Annotated in this window: 24 protein-coding genes; 6 read left to right on the top strand and 18 right to left on the bottom strand. The window is 57.9% G+C overall.

Annotated features, from left to right (window positions below; translation table 11 throughout):
• Positions 1 to 48 precede the first annotated feature (48 nt).
• Complete coding sequence (locus AC2FIO_RS18455; protein WP_496699477.1) at positions 49 to 966, top strand: DnaJ C-terminal domain-containing protein; 918 nt, start codon at positions 49 to 51, stop codon at positions 964 to 966.
• Positions 963 to 1307 carry a hypothetical protein gene (locus AC2FIO_RS18460; RefSeq protein ID WP_058272615.1) on the top strand — a complete coding sequence of 115 codons (345 nt, stop codon included), beginning with the start codon at positions 963 to 965 and terminating at the stop codon, positions 1305 to 1307. The genes AC2FIO_RS18455 and AC2FIO_RS18460 overlap by 4 nt, the downstream gene beginning before the upstream one ends.
• Positions 1308 to 1314: 7 nt before the next feature.
• Here the strand turns inward: AC2FIO_RS18460 and AC2FIO_RS18465 are convergent, their stop codons facing one another.
• From AC2FIO_RS18465 to AC2FIO_RS18485, 5 genes are all read right to left on the bottom strand, one after another.
• Entirely contained in the window at positions 1315 to 1941 is a 627-nt protein-coding gene (locus tag AC2FIO_RS18465) for a cytochrome P460 family protein (RefSeq protein WP_496699479.1), read from the bottom strand.
• Positions 1942 to 2173: 232 nt separating this feature from the next.
• Positions 2174 to 3361, bottom strand: a complete 1188-nt coding sequence (gene rlmN, locus AC2FIO_RS18470; protein ID WP_282152923.1) for a dual-specificity RNA methyltransferase RlmN — start codon at positions 3359 to 3361, stop codon at positions 2174 to 2176.
• A 79-nt stretch (positions 3362 to 3440) separates the two neighbouring features.
• Complete coding sequence (locus AC2FIO_RS18475) at positions 3441 to 3818, bottom strand: lysozyme inhibitor LprI family protein (protein ID WP_496699482.1); 378 nt, start codon at positions 3816 to 3818, stop codon at positions 3441 to 3443.
• A gap of 147 nt (positions 3819 to 3965) precedes the next feature.
• On the bottom strand, positions 3966 to 4133 hold the full coding sequence (locus AC2FIO_RS18480) for a hypothetical protein (RefSeq protein WP_186437396.1): 168 nt from the start codon (positions 4131 to 4133) through the stop codon (positions 3966 to 3968).
• A 171-nt stretch (positions 4134 to 4304) separates the two neighbouring features.
• Complete coding sequence (locus AC2FIO_RS18485) at positions 4305 to 4838, bottom strand: invasion associated locus B family protein (RefSeq protein WP_058272619.1); 534 nt, start codon at positions 4836 to 4838, stop codon at positions 4305 to 4307.
• 178 nt (positions 4839 to 5016) lie between these two features.
• On the opposite strand from AC2FIO_RS18485, the gene AC2FIO_RS18490 reads away from it, so the two are divergent.
• Positions 5017 to 6015 (top strand): asparaginase, encoded by a 999-nt coding sequence (locus tag AC2FIO_RS18490; RefSeq protein WP_496699485.1) that lies wholly within the window; start codon positions 5017 to 5019, stop codon positions 6013 to 6015.
• A gap of 2 nt (positions 6016 to 6017) precedes the next feature.
• Here the strand turns inward: AC2FIO_RS18490 and AC2FIO_RS18495 are convergent, their stop codons facing one another.
• From AC2FIO_RS18495 to hutI, 8 genes are all read right to left on the bottom strand, one after another.
• Entirely contained in the window at positions 6018 to 6338 is a 321-nt protein-coding gene (locus AC2FIO_RS18495) for a YciI family protein (RefSeq protein ID WP_282120369.1), read from the bottom strand.
• 23 nt (positions 6339 to 6361) lie between these two features.
• Positions 6362 to 6790, bottom strand: coding sequence for an SRPBCC family protein (locus tag AC2FIO_RS18500; protein ID WP_496699487.1), 429 nt, complete (start codon positions 6788 to 6790; stop codon positions 6362 to 6364).
• Positions 6778 to 7107, bottom strand: a complete 330-nt coding sequence (locus tag AC2FIO_RS18505) for an ArsR/SmtB family transcription factor (RefSeq protein WP_496699489.1) — start codon at positions 7105 to 7107, stop codon at positions 6778 to 6780. Before AC2FIO_RS18505 ends, AC2FIO_RS18500 begins: the two co-directional genes overlap by 13 nt.
• A 40-nt stretch (positions 7108 to 7147) precedes the next feature.
• Positions 7148 to 8026 (bottom strand): phosphoserine phosphatase SerB, encoded by an 879-nt coding sequence (gene serB, locus AC2FIO_RS18510; protein WP_496699491.1) that lies wholly within the window; start codon positions 8024 to 8026, stop codon positions 7148 to 7150.
• 68 nt (positions 8027 to 8094) lie between these two features.
• A complete protein-coding gene (gene hutU / locus AC2FIO_RS18515) occupies positions 8095 to 9777 on the bottom strand; it encodes a urocanate hydratase (RefSeq protein WP_496699493.1) in 1683 nt (560 codons plus the stop codon).
• A complete protein-coding gene (gene hutG / locus AC2FIO_RS18520) occupies positions 9774 to 10592 on the bottom strand; it encodes an N-formylglutamate deformylase (RefSeq protein WP_496699495.1) in 819 nt (272 codons plus the stop codon). The genes hutU and hutG overlap by 4 nt, the downstream gene beginning before the upstream one ends.
• Entirely contained in the window at positions 10592 to 12127 is a 1536-nt protein-coding gene (gene hutH / locus AC2FIO_RS18525; RefSeq protein WP_496699497.1) for a histidine ammonia-lyase, read from the bottom strand. Before hutH ends, hutG begins: the two co-directional genes overlap by 1 nt.
• Positions 12127 to 13332, bottom strand: coding sequence for an imidazolonepropionase (hutI, locus tag AC2FIO_RS18530; RefSeq protein ID WP_496699499.1), 1206 nt, complete (start codon positions 13330 to 13332; stop codon positions 12127 to 12129). The genes hutH and hutI overlap by 1 nt, the downstream gene beginning before the upstream one ends.
• Before the next feature lie 81 nt (positions 13333 to 13413).
• Here hutI and AC2FIO_RS18535 point away from each other — a divergent pair, with 81 nt between their 5' ends.
• From AC2FIO_RS18535 to AC2FIO_RS18545, 3 genes are all read left to right on the top strand, one after another.
• Positions 13414 to 14769: a formimidoylglutamate deiminase gene (locus AC2FIO_RS18535; protein WP_496699501.1), complete on the top strand. Its 1356-nt coding sequence runs from the start codon at positions 13414 to 13416 to the stop codon at positions 14767 to 14769.
• A 29-nt stretch (positions 14770 to 14798) separates the two neighbouring features.
• Complete coding sequence (hutC, locus tag AC2FIO_RS18540) at positions 14799 to 15503, top strand: histidine utilization transcriptional repressor HutC (RefSeq protein ID WP_496699503.1); 705 nt, start codon at positions 14799 to 14801, stop codon at positions 15501 to 15503.
• Between the two features lie 83 nt (positions 15504 to 15586).
• Positions 15587 to 17104 (top strand): malonate--CoA ligase, encoded by a 1518-nt coding sequence (locus tag AC2FIO_RS18545; RefSeq protein WP_496699505.1) that lies wholly within the window; start codon positions 15587 to 15589, stop codon positions 17102 to 17104.
• On the opposite strand, the gene AC2FIO_RS18550 is transcribed toward AC2FIO_RS18545, so the two are convergent.
• From AC2FIO_RS18550 to AC2FIO_RS18570, 5 genes are all read right to left on the bottom strand, one after another.
• On the bottom strand, positions 17091 to 17828 hold the full coding sequence (locus AC2FIO_RS18550) for a metallophosphoesterase family protein (RefSeq protein WP_496699507.1): 738 nt from the start codon (positions 17826 to 17828) through the stop codon (positions 17091 to 17093). The genes AC2FIO_RS18545 and AC2FIO_RS18550 overlap by 14 nt on opposite strands.
• Before the next feature lie 118 nt (positions 17829 to 17946).
• The gene (serA, locus tag AC2FIO_RS18555) at positions 17947 to 19542 is read right to left on the bottom strand and encodes a phosphoglycerate dehydrogenase (protein ID WP_496699509.1); all 1596 of its coding nucleotides are present in this window, start codon (positions 19540 to 19542) and stop codon (positions 17947 to 17949) included.
• 58 nt (positions 19543 to 19600) lie between these two features.
• A complete protein-coding gene (locus AC2FIO_RS18560; RefSeq protein ID WP_496699511.1) occupies positions 19601 to 20755 on the bottom strand; it encodes a phosphoserine transaminase in 1155 nt (384 codons plus the stop codon).
• A 159-nt stretch (positions 20756 to 20914) separates the two neighbouring features.
• A complete protein-coding gene (locus AC2FIO_RS18565; protein ID WP_496699513.1) occupies positions 20915 to 22012 on the bottom strand; it encodes a Gfo/Idh/MocA family protein in 1098 nt (365 codons plus the stop codon).
• Positions 22013 to 22024: 12 nt separating this feature from the next.
• Positions 22025 to 22735 (bottom strand): GntR family transcriptional regulator, encoded by a 711-nt coding sequence (locus AC2FIO_RS18570; RefSeq protein ID WP_496699515.1) that lies wholly within the window; start codon positions 22733 to 22735, stop codon positions 22025 to 22027.
• Positions 22736 to 22745: the final 10 nt, after the last annotated feature.

Here is a 22745-nt window from a genome sequence, read left to right on the forward strand (position 1 = left end):
AAAACACATTCATAAAGATCAGACCCACCCCCATCGACGAGAGATGTGATGAGCGACGATCCCTATACCGTTCTTGGTGTCGCTAAAGACGCCAGCGCCGCCGAGATCAAGAAGGCTTATCGGCGCATCGCCAAAGAGTGCCACCCGGACCTGAAACCCGGGGATGACGAGGCTGAAGCCAAGTTCAAGGCCGCCGCTTCGGCTTATGACCTGCTGAAAGATGCGGACACACGCGCGCGTTACGATAGTGGCGAAATTGATGCCTCGGGTCAGGAACGTCCCCAGCAGCAGTATTATCGCGAATATGCCGAGGCCGCCGGGAACCCTTATCGCGCGCGCGCAGCAGACCCGGATGACATGTCAGACATCTTTGCCGAATTCATGCGTGGCCGCGGAGGATACCAGCAGCGCACGCATGAATTCCACGCGCCGGGCCACAACCGCGCTTATAACCTGCAGATCAGTTTTCTGGACGCGGTGTTCGGCGCCAGCCAGAAGCTGACTCTGCCCGATGGCGATCGGATCGAAGTCAAAATACCCGCTGGCATCACCGACGGGCAGACCATCCGCCTGCGCGGTAAGGGTGATCCGGGGTTCGGCGACGGGCCCGCCGGCGACGCCTTGGTAACCGTGTCTGTGGCAAAGCATCCTGTATTCGATCGTCAGGGCGACGATATTCATATCACTCTGCCGATCACGATCGACGAAGCCATTCTGGGTGGCAAGGTACCCGCACCCACCATTGATGGCGGCGTCAATGTCAGTGTCCCCGCAGGCACCAGCAGCGGTAGGACGTTGCGCCTGCGCGGCAAGGGGGTCAAGAAGCGCGGCTCGTCCGATCGCGGCGATCAGTTGATCGAACTGACCGTGTCCATGCCCGATCAGATTGATGACGAGTTGAAGCAATTCATGGAGACTTGGCGCGAAAGCCACAGCTATGATCCGCGGAAAGGAATGCCGTCATGACCCGCACCCTGACCGAAGAGCAGCTGATCGCAACCGTCACGCGCCTGACCTCGACCCGCCTGACCGAATACCTGGCTGCCGAGATCGTCATTCCCGAGCAAACCGAGCAGGGGTTGGTGTATCACACCCTCGACGTGGCTCGGTTGGAGCTGGCGTGCGAGCTGCATGACCAATACGAGATGGAGCCTGATGCGCTGTCGATGATGATCTCACTGATCGACCAGATGCACGGCCTTCGGGCCGAGTTACGAGAGGTTCTGAATGCGGTAGAAACACAACCGGAGCCGGTGCGTCAGACATTGATCGAGGTAATTGGAACGGCGCGGTTCGGTCGCAAGTAACCCGCGCTTAGTTGCCGACAACATACTCTTCGGGAACAAAGAAAGTGTAATCCCGATCAGCCACCGCTTCGTGACAATCGTGGCAATAGACGACAGCGTCCGAACGCGCGCCCATCGTGTCACCAAACAAAGACCCGTCCGGCATGACCATGATATAGCGCCAGTCCGCAGTTTCCGGGCTGGTGCCTTGACCGAGTTTTTCCATCACGAACAAAGCCCCGGGATGGACGTTGCCCTCGTCCGTAACCGTGACGCTGTCCTTGGCCAGCACCGACCCCATCGGCAGCTTTTCACCCTCGGCCAAAGTACCATAGTTGTGCGCCATGCGGTTGGCATAGCTGTTCACATAGCGCTGCCCATGGGTCGCCGAGATGTAAGGGGCATCGTTGAACAGCGGCCATGCCTGATAGTTCATCAGCAAATCTAACTGCGCGGCGGCATAGCCACGCTCCATCCGTCGCTGCAGGGACTTGTAGATGCCCAAAGCTTCTTCTTTGGACAGCTCGGCAGGATTTTCAATGGCAAGGTGAGCATCCTCACCACTGGATTGAGCGCCAGCTTGGTACGCGGCAAGCCCCACCACAAACAAAGCCGCAAGAGATGTCGGAAACAGTCTTATAAATCGTACAAACATGTATTTGGCCCACCTGCTTCAAAAGGTTCGCCTGAACGCCGCAAGTTACGTGTAAAATGATAGCGGCCATGAACAAACGCGCCACGACCGGAATGCGACTCTCACTGCTTTGTGCGCAAGCGTGAGGCCTAGGCAGCCGGTTTCAGCCCCCGAAACATATCAAATTGTGCATACAAATAACAGCGGCCAGAAAATTAATTTCTTGGCGTAGTTTGCACGAAAGTTGGGCTTGTCAGCTCTGCAATCCCGCTTCGGCTTCGATCTGCTTGCGCGACTTGCGGGCGCGCTCTGTGGCCGATTTCAACTGACCGCAAGCTGCCATGATGTCCTCGCCACGCGTCTTGCGAATGGGAGAGGCATATCCCGCCTGATAAATGATGTTTGCAAACGCGCGGATGCGGTTATTCGAGCTGCGCTTGTAAGGCGCGCCGGGCCATTCGTTGAACGGAATCAGGTTGATCTTGGCGGGAATGTTGTGGCTTTTGATGTGGTCGATCAAGCGATGCGCATCTTCGTCGCTATCATTCACACCATCCAGCATCACGTATTCAAAAGTAATCCGCTCGGAATTGGACACTTTGGGATAGCTTGCCAGCGCCTGCAGCAGTTCTTGGATGTTCCAGCGCTTGTTGATGGGCACCAGAAAATCGCGGGTTTCATCCGTTGTCGCGTGGAACGAGATCGCCAGCAAGCAGCCGATCTCGTCAGCTGTGCGCGCAATTTCCGGCACCACGCCGGACGTCGACAGGGTGATCCGACGGCGTGACAGAGAAATGCCTTCGGGGTCCATGGCGATCTTCATCGCGTCGCGCACGTTTTCGAAGTTATAAAGCGGCTCACCCATGCCCATCAGAACGATGTTCGACAACAGGCGTGTTTCGTCCTTTGGCGCACCAGGGGTCGGCCATTCGTCCAGATCGTCGCGGGCCATCATCACCTGACCGACGATTTCTGCAGCCGTCAGGTTGCGCACCAGTTTCTGCGTGCCCGTATGGCAGAAGGAACAGGTAAGCGTGCAGCCAACCTGAGACGAGATACACAGGGTCCCGCGATCCTCTTCGGGGATGTAGACAACTTCGACCTCATGGCCACCCGCGATGCGGCACAGGTACTTGCGCGTGCCGTCTTCGGACACTTGCCGTGTCACGACTTCGGGGATTTCCACAACGAAATTCTCAGCCAGTTGCGCACGATACGCTTTGGCGAGGTTGGTCATCTCGGCAAAATCGCGCACGCCCCATTGATAGATCCACTGCCAGATCTGCCCGGTCCGCATCTTGGCCTGCTTTTCCGGCGTGCCATGTTCGATCAGAGCGTCACGCAACTGATCACGGGTCAACCCGACAAGGTTGATCTTCCCCTCGGGCAGTTTGCGGGGGATGGTCATGACATCTTGAGTGATCGGCGCTTTGGGCGACATGTGGCTATCTCAACGAATTCGGGCTTGGGATGCGCCTCTATATAGGATCGCGCGCAAAGATCAAAAGAATTCGTATCGTTTAATTTGCCATACGCAGCAATTCGTCCACACGCGCCCGGCCCAGATCGACGCGACAAGACGCGATGGCGATGCCGGTGCCAGAGCCGCCGCCGTATGAAGCACCCACTGCTTCACATTGCGCATCGCGATATCCTCTCCATGCCTCTTGTGCAGCCTCAAGTGCCGGTTGTGCCACCACACGGTCTGTGACCTCGTCCAACTCAAATGCGGACTGCATGGCGAAGCCATAGCTTGTCTCAACAGCTATATTCACGCGTTTCTCCATTTCCCCAACGCAAGCTCCGATTTCGACCTGCGAACCTGCGTCGAAACATTCCAGGCTGGGATCTGCCCACGCGGTCGAAGAGAAAAGAACTGCAATCAGGACGTAACGCATTATCCGTTTCCACATATGAACCCTTGTATGAGGCCACCGTAGCACGCGTTGCGCCATAGTCCCAATTGCAAGTCGGCCGCAAAGGCCAAACCGATGCGACCGAACTATCTGCATTGCGATTGCGAGGAATCAGATCAGGTAAACATATCAGATCCCTGCTGGCAGAATGTCGCAATCATCCGCGTCCAAAGTTTGCACGGGATCTTTCGGACCGCATTGCTCGCCAGAAACCGGATAGGTTTCGTTGTTTTTTTCACATGCGCTCAGAAATACGGCGGCGACCACCAACACGGCAGCAAGAGGTTTGTTCAGCATGGATAAGCTCCTTCCATATATTTGAACTGATTGGTTCAGAAAGATGGATCGCTTGCCTTGATGCGGATCAATTTGGGGTGGTGGACGTAGCGTAAATATCGGATGACACGTATGATCGCCCACGAAAAAGCCCCGCCAAATGACGGGGCTGCGTAAACCTATTGTACTTGCTTATTGGGTGCAGCGTTTTTCGGCGTCTTCGATCGCAGCACTGAAACCCAAAAGCGAGAACGTGTCTTTGGTCTGGGTTCCGCGCTCGGACCGGGCGGTCAGAACGGCCTCGGTGCCGCGCTTCATCGCTGCGACGACCTTCAGGTCTTCGCCTTCGGTTGCCGGCCAGGCCCATTCACCTTCGGTGATCAAAGCGAACTCGGTGCCGTCAATCTCAAGGGTGACCGTCGATCCTGCCGCGAAAGGATAGCCGCCGGTAAAGGTCACCTGACCTTTGACTTCGGCATTCGGGCGGTAGAACACGAACAACAGGATGTCGCTGCGGCGCACCGAAACCACGCGTCCGCCTTTGGTGTTCACAGTCTCTTTGGGCGCGGATACGCTCCAGCACTCTGTGGGATCTTTCTCCACAAAAACGCTCCAGTCGGTCTTCGCAGCAACCCGATTGGTGCTGGTCGCCTGCTGAGCGATTGCGGTTGTGGCCATTCCTGCCACGCACAGACCCGCAATTGTGCGGACGAGTTTTAATCCCATCTGTCCAGCCTCCTAGCTCGACCTAATACCTCATACCCATCGAGACCGCATACGAACTCTGTCGGTTCGTCTGTAAGTTGCGTATTCCGATGATTGTCGACATACACACACTAACGCAGGTTTCGCCACAGGCGAAAGGGCGATTGGCAGATTTTTGCGCATATAATGGAGGGGCCAGATGACGCAGCCGGTACCAATGACAGAACTATGGCGAGGCCCCTTGTTGGAAAGCCTGCATCTGGGCCACGCAGTGATCTGCGACGACAGCGGTCATATCGTACGCAGTTGGGGCGATCCGGACGCGGTGATTTACCCTCGGTCTTCTGCAAAAATGATCCAGGGGCTGCCGCTGATCACATCGGGCGCAGCCGCCAAATATGGCCTGAACTCCGAGCATCTGGCCCTCGCCTGTGCCTCGCATAGCGGCGCACATATCCATACCGACAGGGTTACTGCCTGGCTGGATCACTTGGGCTTGACCGAACACGATCTGCGCTGCGGTCCGCAAGAACCGCAGGACATGGCCGCGCGCGACGGGCTGATACTTGCCGATGACACGCCCTGCCAGATCCACAACAATTGCTCGGGCAAACATTGCGGGTTTCTGACGGTCGCACAGCACATGGGCGCGGGACCGGAATACCTTGAGATCGACCACCCCGTACAGCAAGCCTGCCTGTCCGCGCTGGAAGATACCACTGGAGAAACCAGTCCTGCCTATGGAATCGATGGATGTTCGGCCCCGAACTTTGCGACATCACTGGTGGGACTGGCGCGTTCGATGGCGTGGTTTGCATCGGCCGCTGACCGGTCGGACCGTGCCAGCGACGCAGCGCAACAGCTTACGGCAGCCATGATCAAGCACCCCGAACTGGTGGCGGGCGAAAGCCGCGCCTGTACAGAACTGATGCGCGCTATGGATGGCCGCGCTGCAATCAAAACAGGGGCTGAGGCGGTGTTCATTGCCATCATCCCGGAAAAACGAATGGGTGTTGCGCTGAAAATCACTGATGGCACCACCCGCGCCAGCGAATGCGCAATTGCAGCCATTCTTGTCAGCCTAGGTGTGCTGGAGGCCGATCACCCGGCCACCCGCAAATTCATGAATGCCACGCAATACAGCCGTCGCGGGCTGGAATGCGGCGTAATCAGACCTGCGCCGGGGTTCCCCGGCTAAGGTTACATTTCGATTTCATGCACCTCGGCCACTTCGACCGAGCCTGAGCCGTTGACTACCATGGGACAGCCCTTGGCCATTTCGGTCGCGGCATCAATGCTATCGGCCTTTACAACCGTAAAGCCGGATGCCGGGTTTGCGCCGCCATTGTCGACGACGCTTCCGTTGCTGACCGTATAGGATTGACCAACCGGATTGCCGGGTATGTCCAGCGCCTCACCCATGCCTTGAAACCATGCACCCCAGGCAGCCATAGTTGCTTCTACTTCAGCGGGGTCGGTTGGTGTGGTTCCGCCGTGATAGACAAACAAATATTGTGGCATTTTATTTCCTCCCTAATGAAAACTTATCCAAACTGCGCCTCAAGCTTGGCCAGCGACGATGTCCAGCCCATGTTGTGGTTCGCTGCAGCCTCGGCATCTGCTAGTTCGCGGTGGTCCAGAACCAACCGCGCGCCGTTTTCGGTCGCAACGACCGAAAACGTCACGTGGCTTTCCGCCCCGCGCTGATCCTGATCGTCATGCCAGGCCCAAGTGAACCCAACCGAATTGGGCGGATCAACATGGGTTACGTGGCCTGAGACTTTAAATGTTTGGCCTTCTGCGTTCTTCATTATTGAATACCAAGGCCCCGTGCGTGAGAAATTCAGGTCATGCTCGGGCACATGCACCCCTTCGGGCCCCCACCACTGCAACAGCTTCGCCCCGTCACTTATCCAGGCAAACAGGTTTTCGGGGGTGGTCGGGAACTCACGTTCCAGTTTCAGGTCGGCCATGAGTTTTCCTTTTCAATCAGGTCGCCCAGACGATCGAGGCTGTTTTCCCAGAACTGACGTTTCGAGATCGTCCATTCCGCAATCGCCCGCAGCCCGTCGGGCTGGATAGAATACATCCGCTGGGTGCCGTGGACGCGCTGTTGCACCAATCCGGCCTCGCGCAGCACTTTCAGATGGCGCGAAATCGCTGCGCCCGACATACCGCGCCCTTGAATCAGGTCACCGGCAGGCAGCTCTCCGTCCTGCATCAGTTGCTCAACAATCGAGAACCGAGTGGAATCGGACAAAGCAGAAAAAGCGTTTATCAGAGTGTTCATAGCCTTTATTTAACATGTGAGTTAAATAAAGGGAAGACCTTTAACCGGACACGAATTCCGAGCGGCTATAGCCCTGTACATACAGCAGTGCCGACAGATCGCCATGGTTGATCCGAACCTCGCATTGCTCGGCAACCGTGGGCTTGGCATGCAGGGCCACCCCTGTTCCCGCGCGGTGCAGCATCCCCAGATCGTTGGCCCCGTCGCCTACGGCAATAACGTCTTCTTCACGCAAGCCCAGTCTCGCGGTGATCTGTTCCAAGGCATCCACCTTGGCTTGACGCCCCAAAATGGGCCGCAGTACATCCCCGGTCAGTTTTCCGTTTTGGGCCAGCAGGGTGTTGGCACGGTTCTCGTCAAAGCCCAGCACCTCGGCCACTTTTGCGGTAAACGCCGTGAAACCGCCCGAGACCAAGGCGGCATAGCCTCCGTTCTGGCGCATCGTCGCGACCAGCTCCTTGCCGCCCGGCATCAGAGTGATGCGTTCGTCCAGTACTTTACCGATCACCGCCTCATCCAGACCTTTCAACAGACCAACCCGTTCGGTCAGCGCGCCTTCAAAGTCCAGCTCGCCATTCATCGCACGTGCGGTAATGTCCTTGACGCGTTCGCCGACGCCGGCCTCATCCGCCAGTTCGTCGATGCATTCCTGTTGGATCATGGTGCTGTCCATATCGGCCAACAGCATCTTTTTGCGACGTCCTTCTGCCGGTTGGACGACTAGATCGACACCCATTTGTTGCAGGTCCGCCCAGACATCCCAACGGTTGCCCGACATTTCGGCCAGGGAAAACTCTGCAGCTTCATCCGGGCTGAGCCACACGATTTCGTCGCCGCCCCATGCGTTCCGCAATGACTCGACCAGCGACAAATCCAGATTAGACACATCGGGGTTGGTCAACAGGGTGGCAACGTACATGTTTGATCTCCGGCAAGCTCACCTGCGAATATCGCAGGTGCAGCATTTTCGCCAGAGTCTGTTTCGAACTAGCCCAAAATACCCGGCAGGCGCAGCCCATGGGCCCGCGCGCAATCCTTGGCAATGTCGTACCCTGCATCCGCATGGCGCCAGACGCCCGAGGCCGGGTCGTTCCAGAGAACCCTTTCCAACCGCCGCGCGGCATCTTCGGTGCCATCGGCACAAATCACAACACCCGCATGTTGGCTAAAGCCCATCCCGACGCCACCACCGTGATGCAGAGACACCCATGTCGCCCCGCTCGCCGTATTGATCAGCGCATTCAGCAACGGCCAGTCGCTGACCGCATCCGAGCCATCCAGCATCGCCTCAGTCTCGCGGTTGGGGCTGGCCACAGACCCCGAGTCCAAATGGTCGCGTCCGATCACCACCGGCGCCTTTAGCTCGCCATTGGCGACCATCTCATTGAACGCCAGCCCAGCGCGGTGCCGGTCACCCAATCCAATCCAGCAGATACGCGCAGGAAGACCCTGAAACGCGATCCGCTCTTGCGCCATGTCGATCCAGCGATGCAGGTGCTCATTCTCGGGGAACAGTTCCTTCATCTTGGCATCGGTTTTGTAGATGTCCTCGGGGTCGCCCGACAGAGCACACCAGCGGAACGGGCCGATGCCTTTGCAAAACAGCGGGCGGATATAGGCGGGTACAAAGCCGGGGAAGGCAAAGGCGTTCTCCAGCCCCTCATCCTGCGCGACCTGCCGGATGTTATTGCCGTAATCCAGCGTTGGAACGTCCGCGTTCCAGAAATCCACCATCGCCGCGACATGCTGCTTCATTGAAGCGCGAGCGGCTTTTTCCACCGCTTTAGGGTCTGTTTCACGCTTCTCGCGCCATTCGCCCATGGTCCAACCCAATGGCAGATAGCCGTTGATCGGATCATGCGCGCTGGTTTGGTCGGTGACGATATCGGGACGCATCCCGCCCGCCTGCATCCGGGCGTAGATCTCGGGGAAAACCTCTGCCGCATTGCCCAGCAGACCAACCGACTTCGCTTCGCCAGCCTTGGTCCAGCGGTCAATCATCTCCAGCGCTTCGTCCAGCGTTTCGGCCTTTTCGTCGAGGTATTTGGTCCGTAGGCGGAAATCGATGCTGTCCGGGTTACACTCAACAGCCAGACATGAGGCGCCTGCGAACACGGCCGCCAGCGGTTGCGCGCCGCCCATTCCACCCAGACCTCCGGTCAGAATCCACTTGCCTGTCAGGTCACCGTCGTAGTGCTGACGCCCTGCCTCGGCAAAGGTCTCATAGGTGCCCTGAACGATACCCTGCGTGCCGATATAAATCCACGAGCCAGCGGTCATCTGGCCGTACATCATCAGGCCCTTCTTATCGAGCTCGTTGAAGTGATCCCAGGTCGCCCAATGTGGAACGAGGTTGGAATTGGCGATCAGCACCCGCGGCGAATCCTTATGCGTGCGGATGATCGCGACCGGCTTGCCCGACTGAACGATCAGCGTTTCGTCTTCCTCTAAATCCTTCAGACCGGAAACAATAGTGTCGAAATCTTCCCACGTGCGGGCCGCGCGACCGATACCACCGTAGACCACCAACTCATGCGGGTTCTCGGCAACATCCGGGTGCAGGTTGTTCATCAGCATCCGCAGCGGGGCCTCGGTTACCCAGCTTTTGGCGTTCAACTCGGGGCCGGTCGGTGGATAGATGTCGCGGGTGTTTTTGCGCGGATCGCTCATTTCTGGGCTCCTTGTCTGGTCAATGCGCCCGAGAGGGCAAGATCGTTGAGGCGGGTCAGCATGGTTTTTAAATGGGCGCGCAGTTTCGCAGCGCGGTCCTCGCGCCATGTCCACGGGGGTGTCTCGTCCATGTAAGCCCGCTGCGCGATCTCCATCTGGATGGCGTGTATGCCATCAGAAGGGCGACCATAGTGGCGGGTGGTCCATCCCCCGCGAAACCGGCCATTCAGGACCGAAGTGAACCCTTGGGCCTTGCTCGCCACGTCGTGCGCGGCTTGCTCAATGGCCGTGTCACACGTCAGCCCATCATTGGTTCCAGTGTTGAACACCGGCAATTCGCCTTCGAACAAAAACGGGATCAGTGACCGGATCGAGTGGCAGTCAAACAGGATCGCCACGCCGTGCCGATCCCGCACGCGGTTCAGTTCATCCTTCAGGGCAGCGTGATAAGGCGCGTGGTATTTACGCCGTCGACCTTCGACCTCATCCTCGGACGGTGATTGCCCGTCATTCCAGATCTGCTGCCCGTCGAAGTCGGTCAGAGGCACAAGGGTGGTGGTATTCTGGCCCGGATATAGCGAGGCGCCGAACGGATCACGATTTGCGTCGATGACGTAGCGATGAACATGCGACTGCACGACCGTGGCATCGCCCAATATCCCGTTATAGAGCCTGTTTATGTGCCAATCCGTATCGGCCAATACGCGCCCGTTGTCATTCAGACGGACCGCTATTTCGTCTGGCACATAAGTTCCGCCATGAGGCTGCCCCAGCACAATGGGACCGTCCCCGCGCTGAACGCTGAACACCTGCATCAGAACAGCCCCGGCATCTGGGCACCCACTGCCCCAAGGATGTCACCCTCAGCCACCAAGCACTTGGATGTTTCCAGATCGGGTGCCAAATAGCGGTCTTCGTTCAGTGTTGGGATCTCTGCCCGTACTCTGTGCATGACGCGTTGCAATGGTCCGCTGGTTGCCAGCGGTGCGCGGAACTCCACCCCCTGAGCGGCGCAAAGCAACTCAACACCAAGAATGTAGTTCAGGTTTTCGACCATCCGCGTCAGACGCCGCGCACCATGTGCAGCCATCGACACGTGATCCTCCTGGTTGGCCGAGGTCGGTGTGCTGTCGGTTACACAAGGATTGGCAAGGTGTTTGTTCTCGCTCATCAAGGCGGCGGTCGTGACTTCGGCAATCATCAGACCCGAGTTCAGGCCGGGATCAGGCGTCAGGAACGGCGGCAGATCAAAGCTGAGCGTCGGGTCGACCATCAAGGCAATGCGCCTCTGTGCAATCGCGCCGACCTCGGACACAGCCAGTGCGATCATGTCTGCGGCAAAGCCGACCGGTTCGGCATGAAAGTTTCCACCTGAAACGATGGCACCTGCCTCGGTCAGAACCAAAGGGTTGTCGGTGGCCGCGTTCGCCTCGATCTCAAGCGTGGTGGCCGCTTGGCGCATGACATCCATGGCCGCGCCGGTGACCTGCGGCTGGCATCGGATGCAATATGGGTCCTGCACGCGCGTGTCGCCATCCCGGTGGCTTTCGCGGATTTCGGACCCGGCCAGTGCGGCACGCATGGCGCTGGCGGCTTCGGTCTGGCCGCGGTGCCCGCGCAGGGTATGGATTTCGGGTTGCAAGGGCGCAGTCGATCCCATGATCGCATCCGTCGACAGGGCCGAGATGACCAGCGCGCTTTGCGCTGCACGCCAGGCTTCGAACAGACCGGCCAGCGCGAATGCAGTCGAGAATTGCGTGCCGTTGATAAAGGCAAGCCCTTCCTTAGGACCGAGTTGAATAGGCTCTAATCCAACTGATTTTAGCGCTTCTCCGCCTGACAGGATGGTTCCGTCAACCTCGGCTTCCCCAGCGCCGATGACTACGGCTGTCATATGCGCCAGGGGCGCAAGATCGCCCGAGGCCCCGACCGACCCCTGCGCGGGAATAACCGGGGTCACGCCCTTGGCCAGCATCTGCTGCAACAGGTCGATCAGCTCCCAACGCACACCCGATGCTCCGCGTCCGAAGGACAACAGTTTTAGCGTCATCATCAGCCGGGTCACACGGCGTGGCACGGCCGAACCAACGCCGCAGCAATGGCTGAGGATCAGGTTGCGCTGAAGGGTCGAAGTATCCTTTGCCGCGATCTTGTGGCTGGCCAGTTTTCCGAACCCGGTGTTAACGCCATAAACCGGGTCTTCCCCGGCCGCAGCTTCGAGAATGCGTTTGGCTGCAGCCTCCACCTTGGGTTTGCACCCGTCATCCAGCGATACTGCGGGCTGCGACCAATACACTTCGGACAGATCCGACAGCGTGACCTGACCGGGCACAAGCGACAGGGTCTTCATTACAAACCTCCGAAAATGCGGGCGTGCAGCGGGTTGAAGCCGATCCGATAGGACAGCTCGGCTGGGTGCGTGATGTCCCATACCGTCAGGTCCGCGCGTTTGCCTTCAGTTATTGTGCCAGTGTCGGTCAGGCCCAAGGCTTGCGCCGCATTGCGGGTCACGCCAGCCAATGCCTCTTCCGGCGTCAGGCGGAACAAGGTGCAAGCCATATTCATGGTCAGCAGAAGCGACGTCAGAGGGGACGAGCCGGGGTTGCAATCCGTCGCCAGCGCAATCGGCACCCCATACTGGCGCAGCAGTTCAACCGGCGGCACCTGTATTTCGTGCAGCGTATAGAACGCCCCCGGCAGCAGCACACCCACGGTTCCGGCCTGTGCCATGGCGGCCACGCCAACCTGGTCCAGATATTCGATATGATCTGCCGACAACGCCCCGTAAGAAGCCGCCAGGGCTGCCCCTCCGAGGTTCGAAAGCTGCTCTGCATGCAACTTGACCGGAAGGTTCAGTTCTTTCGCCACATCGAAGACCTTAGCGATCTGAGACGGATCAAAGGCGATCCCCTCACAAAAGCCATCAACGGCATCCACCAGCCCCTCTTCATGCGCCAAACGCAGAGTCGGGATGCAAACATCGCGAATGTAGGTATCAGCGCGCGCCTGAAACTCAGGCGGCACCGCATGTGCTCCTAGAAAACTTGTTTTCACTCGCACCGGGCGCACTTGGCCGATCCGGCGCGCGACGCGCAGCATCTTGAGCTCTGAGTCGGTGTCCAGACCATAGCCCGATTTGACCTCGATGCACGACACGCCCTCGGCCATCAGGGCGTCCACTCGCGTCAGGGCATCCTCTAACAGGGCCTCTTCGCTGGCCGAACGGGTCGCTGTGACAGTCGACAGAATTCCACCACCTGCGCGCGCGATCTCTTCATACGAGGCACCATTCAGGCGCATTTCGAACTCGACCGCCCGGTTGCCACCAAAGACCACATGTGTGTGGGCGTCGATTAGCGCCGGCGTTATCAGCCGGTCGCCATAATCCACGCTCGGCCAGTCAGAATAGTCTGCAGGCAGTGCATTCCGAGACCCGATCCAGGCAATTTTCTCACCATCAACAACAAGTGCTGCGTCCTGAACCATCCCATAAGGTTCGGCGCCATCATCCATGGTCGCCACCCGCGTGCTCAAAAGGACAGATTTTTTGACCATATCGATTCTTTTGGGCTCCCTTTGTCGTTAGATTTTTCGTATACGTATAAAAGTTTAAAGTCTACACAAAATGGAAATGCGATGACCATCCATGCGAATACGGCTTTATTAGGCTCTGATTGGATCAGTAACTTGCGGGTAGAAATCGCGCACGGTCAGATCCAAAGCTTGGAATCACAAGCGACCGCGCGATCCGGAGACACACAGGTTGATGTCTTGCTGCCAGCCTTGGGAAACCTGCACAGCCACGCCTTTCAGCGCGCGATGGCCGGTATGACAGAAGTGCGCGTCGCCGGGCGCGAGAGCTTTTGGACCTGGCGCACTCTGATGTACCGGTTCCTGGACAGATTGACGCCGGATCACGTAGAGGCCATTGCCGCTTTGGTCTATCTGGAGATGCAAGAGGCCGGATATGCCTCGGTCGGTGAGTTTCACTATATCCATCATCAGCCGGGCGGCGGGCGCTACGACCACGTGTCGGAACTGAGCCAGCGCATATTTGCCGCGGCCACCCAAACTGGAATCGGTTTGACGCACCTTCCGGTTCTCTACACCTACGGCGGTGTCGAACAACAACCCTTGGCGGGCGGTCAGCTACGCTTTGGCAATTCTGTGGATCAGTTTCTGAACCTGGTCGAGGAATGCCGTTTAGCTCCACCGCATGCGGATTCTGTGATCGGTATCGCCCCGCATTCTCTGCGGGCAACATCGCCTTCGGATTTGCGCAAGGTTCTGAATGCCACTCCTGGTGGTCCCGTCCACATCCACATCGCCGAACAGCTGAAAGAAGTGGCCGATGTAGAGGCCGCGCTTGGACAGCGGCCGGTCGAGTGGCTGCTGGACCATGTCGACGTCGATGACCGGTGGTGCCTTATCCACGCAACTCATATGACCGATGCCGAAACACGCGCCGTTGCGCGTTCGGGCGCCGTTGCCGGGTTGTGCCCGATTACCGAGGCGAATTTGGGCGACGGTATTTTCAACGGTGCAGTTTATGTCGAAGAAGGTGGTCGCTTTGGCGTGGGATCAGACTCTAACGTGAGGATTTCTTTGCCTGAGGAACTGCGGACTTTGGAATATTCCCAACGCCTGCGGGACCATGCGCGGACGGTTTTGGTCAAAAATGAAGGCTCAGTCGGTCAGGCGTTGTATACAGGGGCCGCACAAGGGGGCGCGCAGGCTTTGGGAAGAAATGCCGGGGAAATCGCAGTCGGCAAGCTGGCCGACCTTGTTGCGATCGACCGATCTCATCCCACGATCTGCGCGCTGACTGACGAACAGGTGCTGGACGGGCTGTGCTTTGCAGCGCCGGACGGGTTGGTGACGGATCTTTGGTCAGCAGGGCGCCACATGGTGCAGCAAGGCCGCCACATCGAACGGGATCGGATAATTCCAGCGTACCGGTCGGCGATTGCCGATCTTTTGGCTGACGTCTAAACGCACCTATTCAGGTAACTTGAGGCACCATGACCCAATCTAACGAAACCACCAGCTACAGGGACATCAAGGAAACCGTGCTGGCACGCATTCGGTCGGGTGAGTGGCAGCCGGATTCGCTGCTGCCCAACGAGCAGGACCTGGCCGTCGAATTCTCGTGCACCAGAACGACCGTGAACCGCGCAATGCGAGAGCTGGCGGACGAAGGGTTTCTGGAGCGTCGCCGCAAAGCCGGTACACGGGTTCTAAGCGCGCCGCAAAGGCAGGCCCGTTTCACAATACCCAAGGTGCGGGACGAGGTTGAGGCGTTGGGCGGAATCTATCGTTATGCTTTGGTCTCATCAGTTGCCGAGCGAGCGCCCGAATGGCTGTGCGCAAGACTGGCGCTGAAACCGGACCAACACGTGATGCATGTTCGCTGCATGCATTTTAACGGCAATACTCCGTTTCAATACGAAGACCGGTGGATCGTCATAGACTCGGTTCCGCAAGTGGTAAATGCGGACTTCGCCTCAATAGGCCCGAATGAATGGCTTATACAGACCGTTCCCTTCACCAATGTCGAGCTGAGTTTCCTGGCCAGTCGCGCCGACGACTCGGTGGCCGCATTCCTGGATCTGCCCATCGGCGAGCCGGTGTTCACGGGCGAACGGATCACATGGCTTGAGGGCCAGCCAGTCACCTTTGCAAAGATGTACTTCGCCGCCGGGTACCGGATGACCACTCAGTTCTGAACCTGACCGCGATTTCTGCTTTACCGTGTCCCTAATCCACGCCAGATTCAGCGCAATCTGATCCTGTGCGAAGGAAATATGGGATGGGTAACCCACTCTATGATCGGTTGTTTGGCATCCATGCGGGCAAGGATACGCCGTTTCTTCACCTGCTTGACGGTCAATCCATCACTTATTCAGCTTTTCTTGACACGGCAGCCCGGATCGCTAACGCGTTGAACGGGTACGAGCTTGAGCCCGGAGACCGAGTTGCTGTTCAGGTGGAAAAGTCACCAGAAGCGCTGGCGCTCTACGCGGCTTGCGCGCAAACCGGGCTGATCTTTTTGCCGTTGAACACGGCCTACACATCCGGCGAGCTTTGCTATTTCATCGAAAACAGTGGGGCTGCGCTGGTGGTTTGCGATGCCGCCAAACAAGCGGAACTGACGCCCATCGCCGAGGCGCAAAACGCCAGGTTAGAGACGCTCAACGCAGATGGGTCGGGCAGCTTGATGCGGCGGGCATTGGGTATGCTTCCTGCCTTCGAACCAGTCAAGCGGACCGAAGGTGATCTTGCCGCATTCCTCTACACCTCTGGCACGACCGGGCGCTCCAAAGGTGCGATGCTGACGCAAGCCAACCTGCTGTCCAATGCCGAGACGCTGGTGGACGAATGGCGGTTTACCCAGGATGATGTGCTGCTGCACGCCTTGCCGATCTTTCATACCCACGGGTTGTTTGTAGCGACGAACGTTATTCTGGCTTCGGGCAGTTCGATGATCTTTCTGCCGAAGTTTGATCTGGATGATGTCCTTCGCCTGATGCCCAATGCGACCTCGATGATGGGCGTGCCGACCTTCTATACCCGATTGCTGGCGGATGATCGGTTCACCGGTGATCTGGCGCAGCACATGCGGTTGTTCATCTCGGGTTCGGCCCCCCTGCTGGCCGAGACGCATGAACGGTTCGAGGACCGAACCGGACACCGCATCCTTGAACGCTATGGTATGACGGAAACCAATATGAACACCTCGAACCCCTATGACGGTGAACGTCGCGCAGGAACTGTCGGGTTCCCGCTGCCGGGTGTCGAACTAAAGGTAACCAACCCTGAAACCGGCGAGGCATTACCGCAAGGCGAGATAGGAATGATCGAAGTGCGCGGACCAAACGTCTTCGAAGGTTATTGGCAAATGCCCGAAAAAACCGCTGCGGAATTGCGCGAAGACGGGTTCTTTATCACCGGTGATCTCGGACGCGTGGACGTGGATGGTTACGTACACATCGTGGGACGCGGCAAGGACCTGATCATTTCGGGCGGGTTCAACATCTACCCCAAAGAGGTCGAACTGGTGCTGGACGACCAGCCCGGTGTGCTGGAAAGCGCCGTAATTGGCGTGCCACACGCTGATTTCGGCGAAACCGTTCTGGGTATTCTGGTTGCAGAACCGGGCCGAGCGCCTGACCTTGATGCCATTATGGCCAGCGTTCAGAACCAACTGGCGCGGTTCAAACACCCCAGCCAACTGATCGTGCTGAATGAGCTGCCCCGAAACACTATGGGGAAAGTGCAAAAGAACGCCTTGCGCGAGCTTTACAAAGATATGTTTACCGCGGATTAGGCTCTAACGGGACCCGGCCGGCGTCCGTCAGCAACCAGCACTGACGCCCTTCGAACACGGCTGTGGCCAGTGGTCGACCATAACCTGCCCCTGCGTCCAGATTGACACGATTGCCGCAATGCTCCGCCGTATCCACGGGTGTGTGCCCATGCACGATCAGCCAAGGGTACGGGCTGGATTCGATTAAGAACTCTTGTCGTATCCAAACCAGATCATCCTCGGATTGCTGCGCCAAGGGGATACCAGGTCGGATGCCAGCGTGAACGAACAATAGCTCACCCTCTTGATGATAGGTTGGCAAAGCATTGATAAAGTCCAAATGTTCCGGCGGCACAGCGGCGCAGGCCCGTTCGTGAACCTGAAAGATCCGGTCATTGTCCGGGACCTCGACACCGTAGGATGCCAGCGTCTCTTGGCCCCCAAGCCGGGGATTCAGCCAGTTCAAAGTGATCGGCAACAGCTTGTCTGCGATCTCGCAATCCTGCACGAAACGGACCATCATCCGGTCATGGTTGCCTTTGACCATGACCCAGTTCCGCCCCGCCTTGCGCCCTTCGATCAGCAGATCCAGAACCTCCCGGCTGTTCGGGCCACGATCCACATAGTCCCCAAGAAAGACAACACGCGCATCCGGCCCGCCATCCGCCTCGATCCGGGATAGCGCGTTTTGCAGCATGCCCATTTGGCCATGGATATCGCCGACTGCGTAAATTGGGATGCTCAAAACGCTACCTCTTGGAATATGTCAGTCACTTTGTGCAACAACTCGGTTGCAGAAAAAAGACAATGCCCGCACATTTTTTGCACGGGCATCGCCAAGGTCACAATTTTCGGACAGAATCTTATGCTACGTCAAATTCCAGCGGTTTGATCTGAGTGAATAGCCCCGTTTCCGCCAGTTTCGCCCGCGCTTCGGCCGGAACAGGTTCGTCCACGTACAGCAAAGCAATCGCTTCTCCGCCCGCTTCGGCACGGCCCAGCGTAAAGTTAGCGATGTTCACGTCGTTCTCGCCCATGGTCTGACCCAGCGCGCCGATGATGCCCGGAACGTCTTCGTTGGTGGTATAGAGCATATGGGCACCGACTTCGGCGTCGATATTGATGCCTTTGATCTGGATAAAGCGTGGCTTGCCATCGCTGAAAACCGTACCCCCGATCGAGCGTTCGCGCTTATCGGTTACTACAGTCACCTTGATGTAGCCGTCAAAGACACCGGTCTTGTCCTGATTGGTGGTCGATAGCTGAATCCCGCGCTCTTTCGCTACAACCGGGGCTGACACCATGTTCACTTCCGGGTTGAATTTTTTCATGATCCCGGCAACCACGGCGCAGTTCAGAGCAGCCAGGTTCATCTCAGCCGCGACACCGTCATACAGGATGTTGATTGCCTTAACCGGTTCATCGGTCATCTGACCAATGAAACTACCCAGGTGACCGGCCAGCTTGATCCATGGACCCATGACCTTGGCTTCTTCGGCAGTGACGCTGGGCATGTTCAGCGCGTTTTCCACCGCGCCAGTCAGCAGATAGTTCGAGATTTGTTCAGCCACCTGCAGGGCAACATTTTCCTGCGCTTCGGTCGTTGCAGCACCAAGGTGTGGCGTGCAGACGACGTTCGGCAAGTTGAACAGCGGGTTGTCCTTTGCCGGTTCTTCTTTGAACACATCAAACGCTGCCCCTGCGACATGGCCGGATTGCAGCATCTCGGCCAGCGCATCTTCGTCGACCAGACCACCACGGGCGCAGTTGACGATGCGTACGCCGGGCTTGGTCTTGGCCAGGTTTTCACGGCTCAGGATATTGCGCGTCTGGTCGGTCAGCGGCACGTGCAGTGTGATGAAATCGGCGCGGGCCAGCAACTCGTCCAACTCGACCTTTTCGACGCCCATCTTGGCGGCTTTCTCTTCGCCAAGAAAGGGATCGTAGGCGACGACCTTCATTTTCAGGCCCAGCGCACGTTCACAAACAATACCGCCAATGTTGCCCGCGCCAATGACGCCGAGGGTCTTATTGGTCAGCTCGATGCCCATGAATTTGGATTTTTCCCATTTGCCTGCATGGGTCGACGTGCTGGCCTCGGGGATTTGACGCGCAACGGCGAACATCATCGCAATTGCGTGTTCGGCGGTGGTGATCATGTTGCCAAACGGCGTGTTCATGACGATCACACCCTTTTTCGACGCGGCATCCTTATCGACATTGTCGGTGCCGATACCAGCACGGCCGATGACTTTCAGATTGTCGGCTTTTTCCAGCAAGGTCGGCGTAACCTTGGTGGCCGAGCGGATAGCCAGACCGTCGTATTGGCCAATCAGCTCGGCCAGCTTCTCCTTATCCTTGCCCAGATCGGGCATGAAATCCACGTCGATGCCGCGGTCGCGGAATATCTGCACGGCGGTTTCGCTGAGTTTGTCGGATACGAGTACTTTGGGGGCCATGTTTGTGGTCCTTGAATGTCATGAAAAATCCGGGCCTGAGACGGCCCGGTAAAAAGGGTCAGGCAGCTTCTGTCTGCGCCGCGATCTCGGCCTCAAAGGCCCAAGCCAGCCAGGGCAACATCGCCTCGATATCCGAGGTTTCAACCGTGCCACCGCACCAAATGCGCAGGCCTGCGGGTGCGTCTCGGTAGGCGCCGATATCCAATGCGATATTCTCGACCTCAAGCCGCTTGGCCACAGCTTTGGCGAATGTCGCACCGTCCTGAATGCGTGTGTCGGTGAACTTCAGGCAGACCGAAGTGTTCGACTGTGTCGCCGCATCCTCTGCCAGATTGGCGATCCAGTCGTTTTGGTCGCAGAACGCGTGAACCGCACCGGCATTGGCATTCGCACGGGCGATCAGGCCCTGCAAACCACCAACCGAGCGCGCCCAGTCCAATGCGAACAAGTAATCTTCGACCGCCAGCATCGAGGGCGTGTTGATCGTTGCACCGGTAAAGATACCGTCGATCAGCTTGCCGCCCTTGGTCAGGCGGAAAATCTTGGGCAGGGGCCATGCCGGGGTGTAGCTTTCCAGCCGCTCCACTGCACGGGGGCTCAGGATCAACATCCCGTGCGCCGCTTCACCGCCCAGCACTTTCTGCCAGCTAAAGGTGGTCACATCCAGTTTGTCCCAGGTCAGGTCCATCGCAAACGCAGCCGAGGTTGCGTCACAGATCGTCAGACCCTGACGGTCATCCGCGATCCAGTCGCCATTGGGAACCCGGACGCCCGAGGTGGTGCCGTTCCATGTAAAGACAACGTCATTGGCAAAATCAACCGAGGCCAGATCAACGAGCTGACCATAATCCGCCGTCTTCACCTCGGCGTCGATCTTCAACTGTTTGACTACGTCGGTCACCCAGCCAGAGCCAAAGCTTTCCCAGGCCAACATCTCGGCCTTGCGTTCGCCCAACAGCGACCACAGGGCCATCTCAACCGCGCCAGTGTCCGAGGCGGGAACGATCCCGATCTTGTAATCCGCAGGGATGCCCAGCACTTCGCGCGTGCCTTCGATCGCGGCCTTCAGCTTGTCCTTGCCGACAGCTGCACGGTGCGACCGGCCCAGCGCGGCATCGGCCAGTTTGGTCAGATCAAATGTGGGGGGTTTGGCGCAGGGGCCTGAGGAGAAACGCGGATTTGCCGGCCGCGTCGCCGGTTGTTCAATGCTCATGTGTATTACCCTTACAGATACACGCCCCTCGTTGGGGAGGGGTGTCCCACAGACAGAGCTATTGCCTCGAACAACGCCCAGCAAGCGGAAAAGACGTATCGGGTGCCAAAAACGACACCCGATTATGTGCGTATCTGGAACGCAGGTTTCCTATCGGCATCAAGACGAGAGGCGCACAGTCTCTCCGGTTTCCAATGCCTGTTGCGCCGCCAAACCGATGCGCACGGCCCAAAGGCCATCGTTCAGGGTGACGTCAGGTTGTGCCTTTTCGCCTCGTAGAACAGCTAAGAACCCCTGATGTTGGTAGAAAGTTGAACCATTGTGGTCCCCGGCGGCCAACAGGCGCGGATCGACGGGTATTTCTTTGGTGACCGGACCTTTTGGGGCACGTGGGCTGACAATGATCTGCGGGACCGGCGGCGCGCCCAGATGTTCTGGCCAGAACCGCCCCGGCCCTGGCACCAACGCTTCGATCTTGGCGTCTTGCCCAACGGCTGAGATTTCCTCTTGATACCGTGATCCTTCGGCAAACATGCAAAGTTCCAGCATCGCGCGCGCGCCCGAGGCGAAGTCCACGATGACATAGCCATGGTCAAGGATATCGGGCGTTTCGCCCTCATAGTCCTCATCCAGATGGTTAACCGCCTGCCCGCCGCTGGCTGTAACGCGAACCGGATCGGATTGCAGGATCAAACGCATCAGGTCGAAGAAATGGCAGCACTTCTCGACAAATGTTCCGCCGGTATTCCGGTTGAACCGGTTCCAGTTCCCGACTTTTTCCAGAAACGGAAACCGATGCTCGCGGATCGACAGCATCTTAACGCCGCCCGTGGCCTCAGCCTCTGCAATCAGCGCAGCAATGGGCGGCATATAGCGGTATTCCATCGCAACCCAGATCGGGTGCGGATAATCACGCTGCAGCGCCTCAAGCCGCGCCGCATCCACCGAATCTGTGAAAAGTGGTTTCTCTACCAACAACGGCAACGGGCGCGTCCGGGCAATCTCTTCGATTTGATCCACATGCAGGTGGTTGGGGCTAACGATGACGACGCAGTCCAGATCGTCGACCGCAAGCAATTCTTCGACCGAAGACACCATCACCGCGTCAGGCGCAATCGCCTGCGCTGCCTTCGCCATCTCGGCGTCAGGCTCAAAAATCGCTGAAACGCGCGTGTCGTCCAGCAGGGCAATATTGTGCAGGTGTTCCTGCCCCATCATACCGCATCCGATCAGCCCGTAGTGAATGGTCCGGGTCATGCGCAGTTCCTTTTACTTCAGTCGTTGGACATAGGTGGCTCGATCCGGGTCGAACCATGTTTTTGAAAACTCAACCGGTTTTGGTTTTTCCGACCAGCTGAACCGTTCGATGTAGCCAACCGTTTCTCCGGCTGGCCTGGTGAAATCAGGGGGCGTCCAATCCGGCAACATCCCGAGGGAAACCCTGTCTTCCGCACGCGTGATCCAGAACCCCAACTGGTGCTGGTAGTACCGATAAAGCGAGTCGGACAGCAGCTGTCGATCAATCAAACCAGCGGACTCATCCAGCCAGATTTCTTCAACCGCGATAATTGTATCATTCAGGTAGCGCATTCGACGCACCCGCGATCCCATGTCCGATGAACCAAAGCGCGGCAGGTCCACAGGCTTTTTCAGGTGGTCGACCGAGAGGATATCTGCCCGCGGCAACCCACCCCCCTCGGGCAGTTCAAGACGGAACATCGCATAGACGCTGTTCTGCGTTCCGGTCTCACGTACATAATTGCCTGATCCCTGAATACGCTCCAGCATCCCTTTTTTCTCTAGCTCAGCCAGCGATTTTCGCAGGGTCCCTACCGATACCTTCAGTTCCGCGGCAAGGTCCCGTTCGGGCGGCAAACGCTCACCATCAATCAGGCGACCGGCGGCGATGTCGCGGATCAAAAGCTCGGCAATCTGAACATAAACCGGCAGGGCGTTCGGGTTTCGGTTGGCAGAAGACATCTTTGGGCGC

It is taken from the genome of Ruegeria sp. CDSB086 (genome assembly GCF_059611065.1).

Coding starts and splice junctions, on each gene's coding strand:
- AC2FIO_RS18485 (WP_058272619.1), bottom strand. CDS start 4,838: ATGGGATTAAAACTCGTCCGCACAATTGCGGGTCTGTGCGTGGCAGGA.
- AC2FIO_RS18465 (WP_496699479.1), bottom strand. CDS start 1,941: ATGTTTGTACGATTTATAAGACTGTTTCCGACATCTCTTGCGGCTTTG.
- AC2FIO_RS18560 (WP_496699511.1), bottom strand. CDS start 20,755: ATGAGCATTGAACAACCGGCGACGCGGCCGGCAAATCCGCGTTTCTCC.
- serB (WP_496699491.1), bottom strand. CDS start 8,026: ATGTACGTTGCCACCCTGTTGACCAACCCCGATGTGTCTAATCTGGAT.
- serA (WP_496699509.1), bottom strand. CDS start 19,542: ATGGCCCCCAAAGTACTCGTATCCGACAAACTCAGCGAAACCGCCGTG.
- hutC (WP_496699503.1), top strand. CDS start 14,799: ATGACCCAATCTAACGAAACCACCAGCTACAGGGACATCAAGGAAACC.
- rlmN (WP_282152923.1), bottom strand. CDS start 3,361: ATGTCGCCCAAAGCGCCGATCACTCAAGATGTCATGACCATCCCCCGC.
- AC2FIO_RS18500 (WP_496699487.1), bottom strand. CDS start 6,790: ATGGCCGACCTGAAACTGGAACGTGAGTTCCCGACCACCCCCGAAAAC.
- AC2FIO_RS18565 (WP_496699513.1), bottom strand. CDS start 22,012: ATGACCCGGACCATTCACTACGGGCTGATCGGATGCGGTATGATGGGG.
- AC2FIO_RS18455 (WP_496699477.1), top strand. CDS start 49: ATGAGCGACGATCCCTATACCGTTCTTGGTGTCGCTAAAGACGCCAGC.
- AC2FIO_RS18460 (WP_058272615.1), top strand. CDS start 963: ATGACCCGCACCCTGACCGAAGAGCAGCTGATCGCAACCGTCACGCGC.
- AC2FIO_RS18570 (WP_496699515.1), bottom strand. CDS start 22,735: ATGTCTTCTGCCAACCGAAACCCGAACGCCCTGCCGGTTTATGTTCAG.
- AC2FIO_RS18545 (WP_496699505.1), top strand. CDS start 15,587: ATGGGTAACCCACTCTATGATCGGTTGTTTGGCATCCATGCGGGCAAG.
- AC2FIO_RS18495 (WP_282120369.1), bottom strand. CDS start 6,338: ATGCCACAATATTTGTTTGTCTATCACGGCGGAACCACACCAACCGAC.
- hutU (WP_496699493.1), bottom strand. CDS start 9,777: ATGAGCGATCCGCGCAAAAACACCCGCGACATCTATCCACCGACCGGC.
- AC2FIO_RS18475 (WP_496699482.1), bottom strand. CDS start 3,818: ATGCGTTACGTCCTGATTGCAGTTCTTTTCTCTTCGACCGCGTGGGCA.
- AC2FIO_RS18480 (WP_186437396.1), bottom strand. CDS start 4,133: ATGCTGAACAAACCTCTTGCTGCCGTGTTGGTGGTCGCCGCCGTATTT.
- AC2FIO_RS18490 (WP_496699485.1), top strand. CDS start 5,017: ATGACGCAGCCGGTACCAATGACAGAACTATGGCGAGGCCCCTTGTTG.
- hutG (WP_496699495.1), bottom strand. CDS start 10,592: ATGCAGGTGTTCAGCGTTCAGCGCGGGGACGGTCCCATTGTGCTGGGG.
- AC2FIO_RS18535 (WP_496699501.1), top strand. CDS start 13,414: ATGACCATCCATGCGAATACGGCTTTATTAGGCTCTGATTGGATCAGT.
- AC2FIO_RS18505 (WP_496699489.1), bottom strand. CDS start 7,107: ATGAACACTCTGATAAACGCTTTTTCTGCTTTGTCCGATTCCACTCGG.
- hutI (WP_496699499.1), bottom strand. CDS start 13,332: ATGGTCAAAAAATCTGTCCTTTTGAGCACGCGGGTGGCGACCATGGAT.
- hutH (WP_496699497.1), bottom strand. CDS start 12,127: ATGAAGACCCTGTCGCTTGTGCCCGGTCAGGTCACGCTGTCGGATCTG.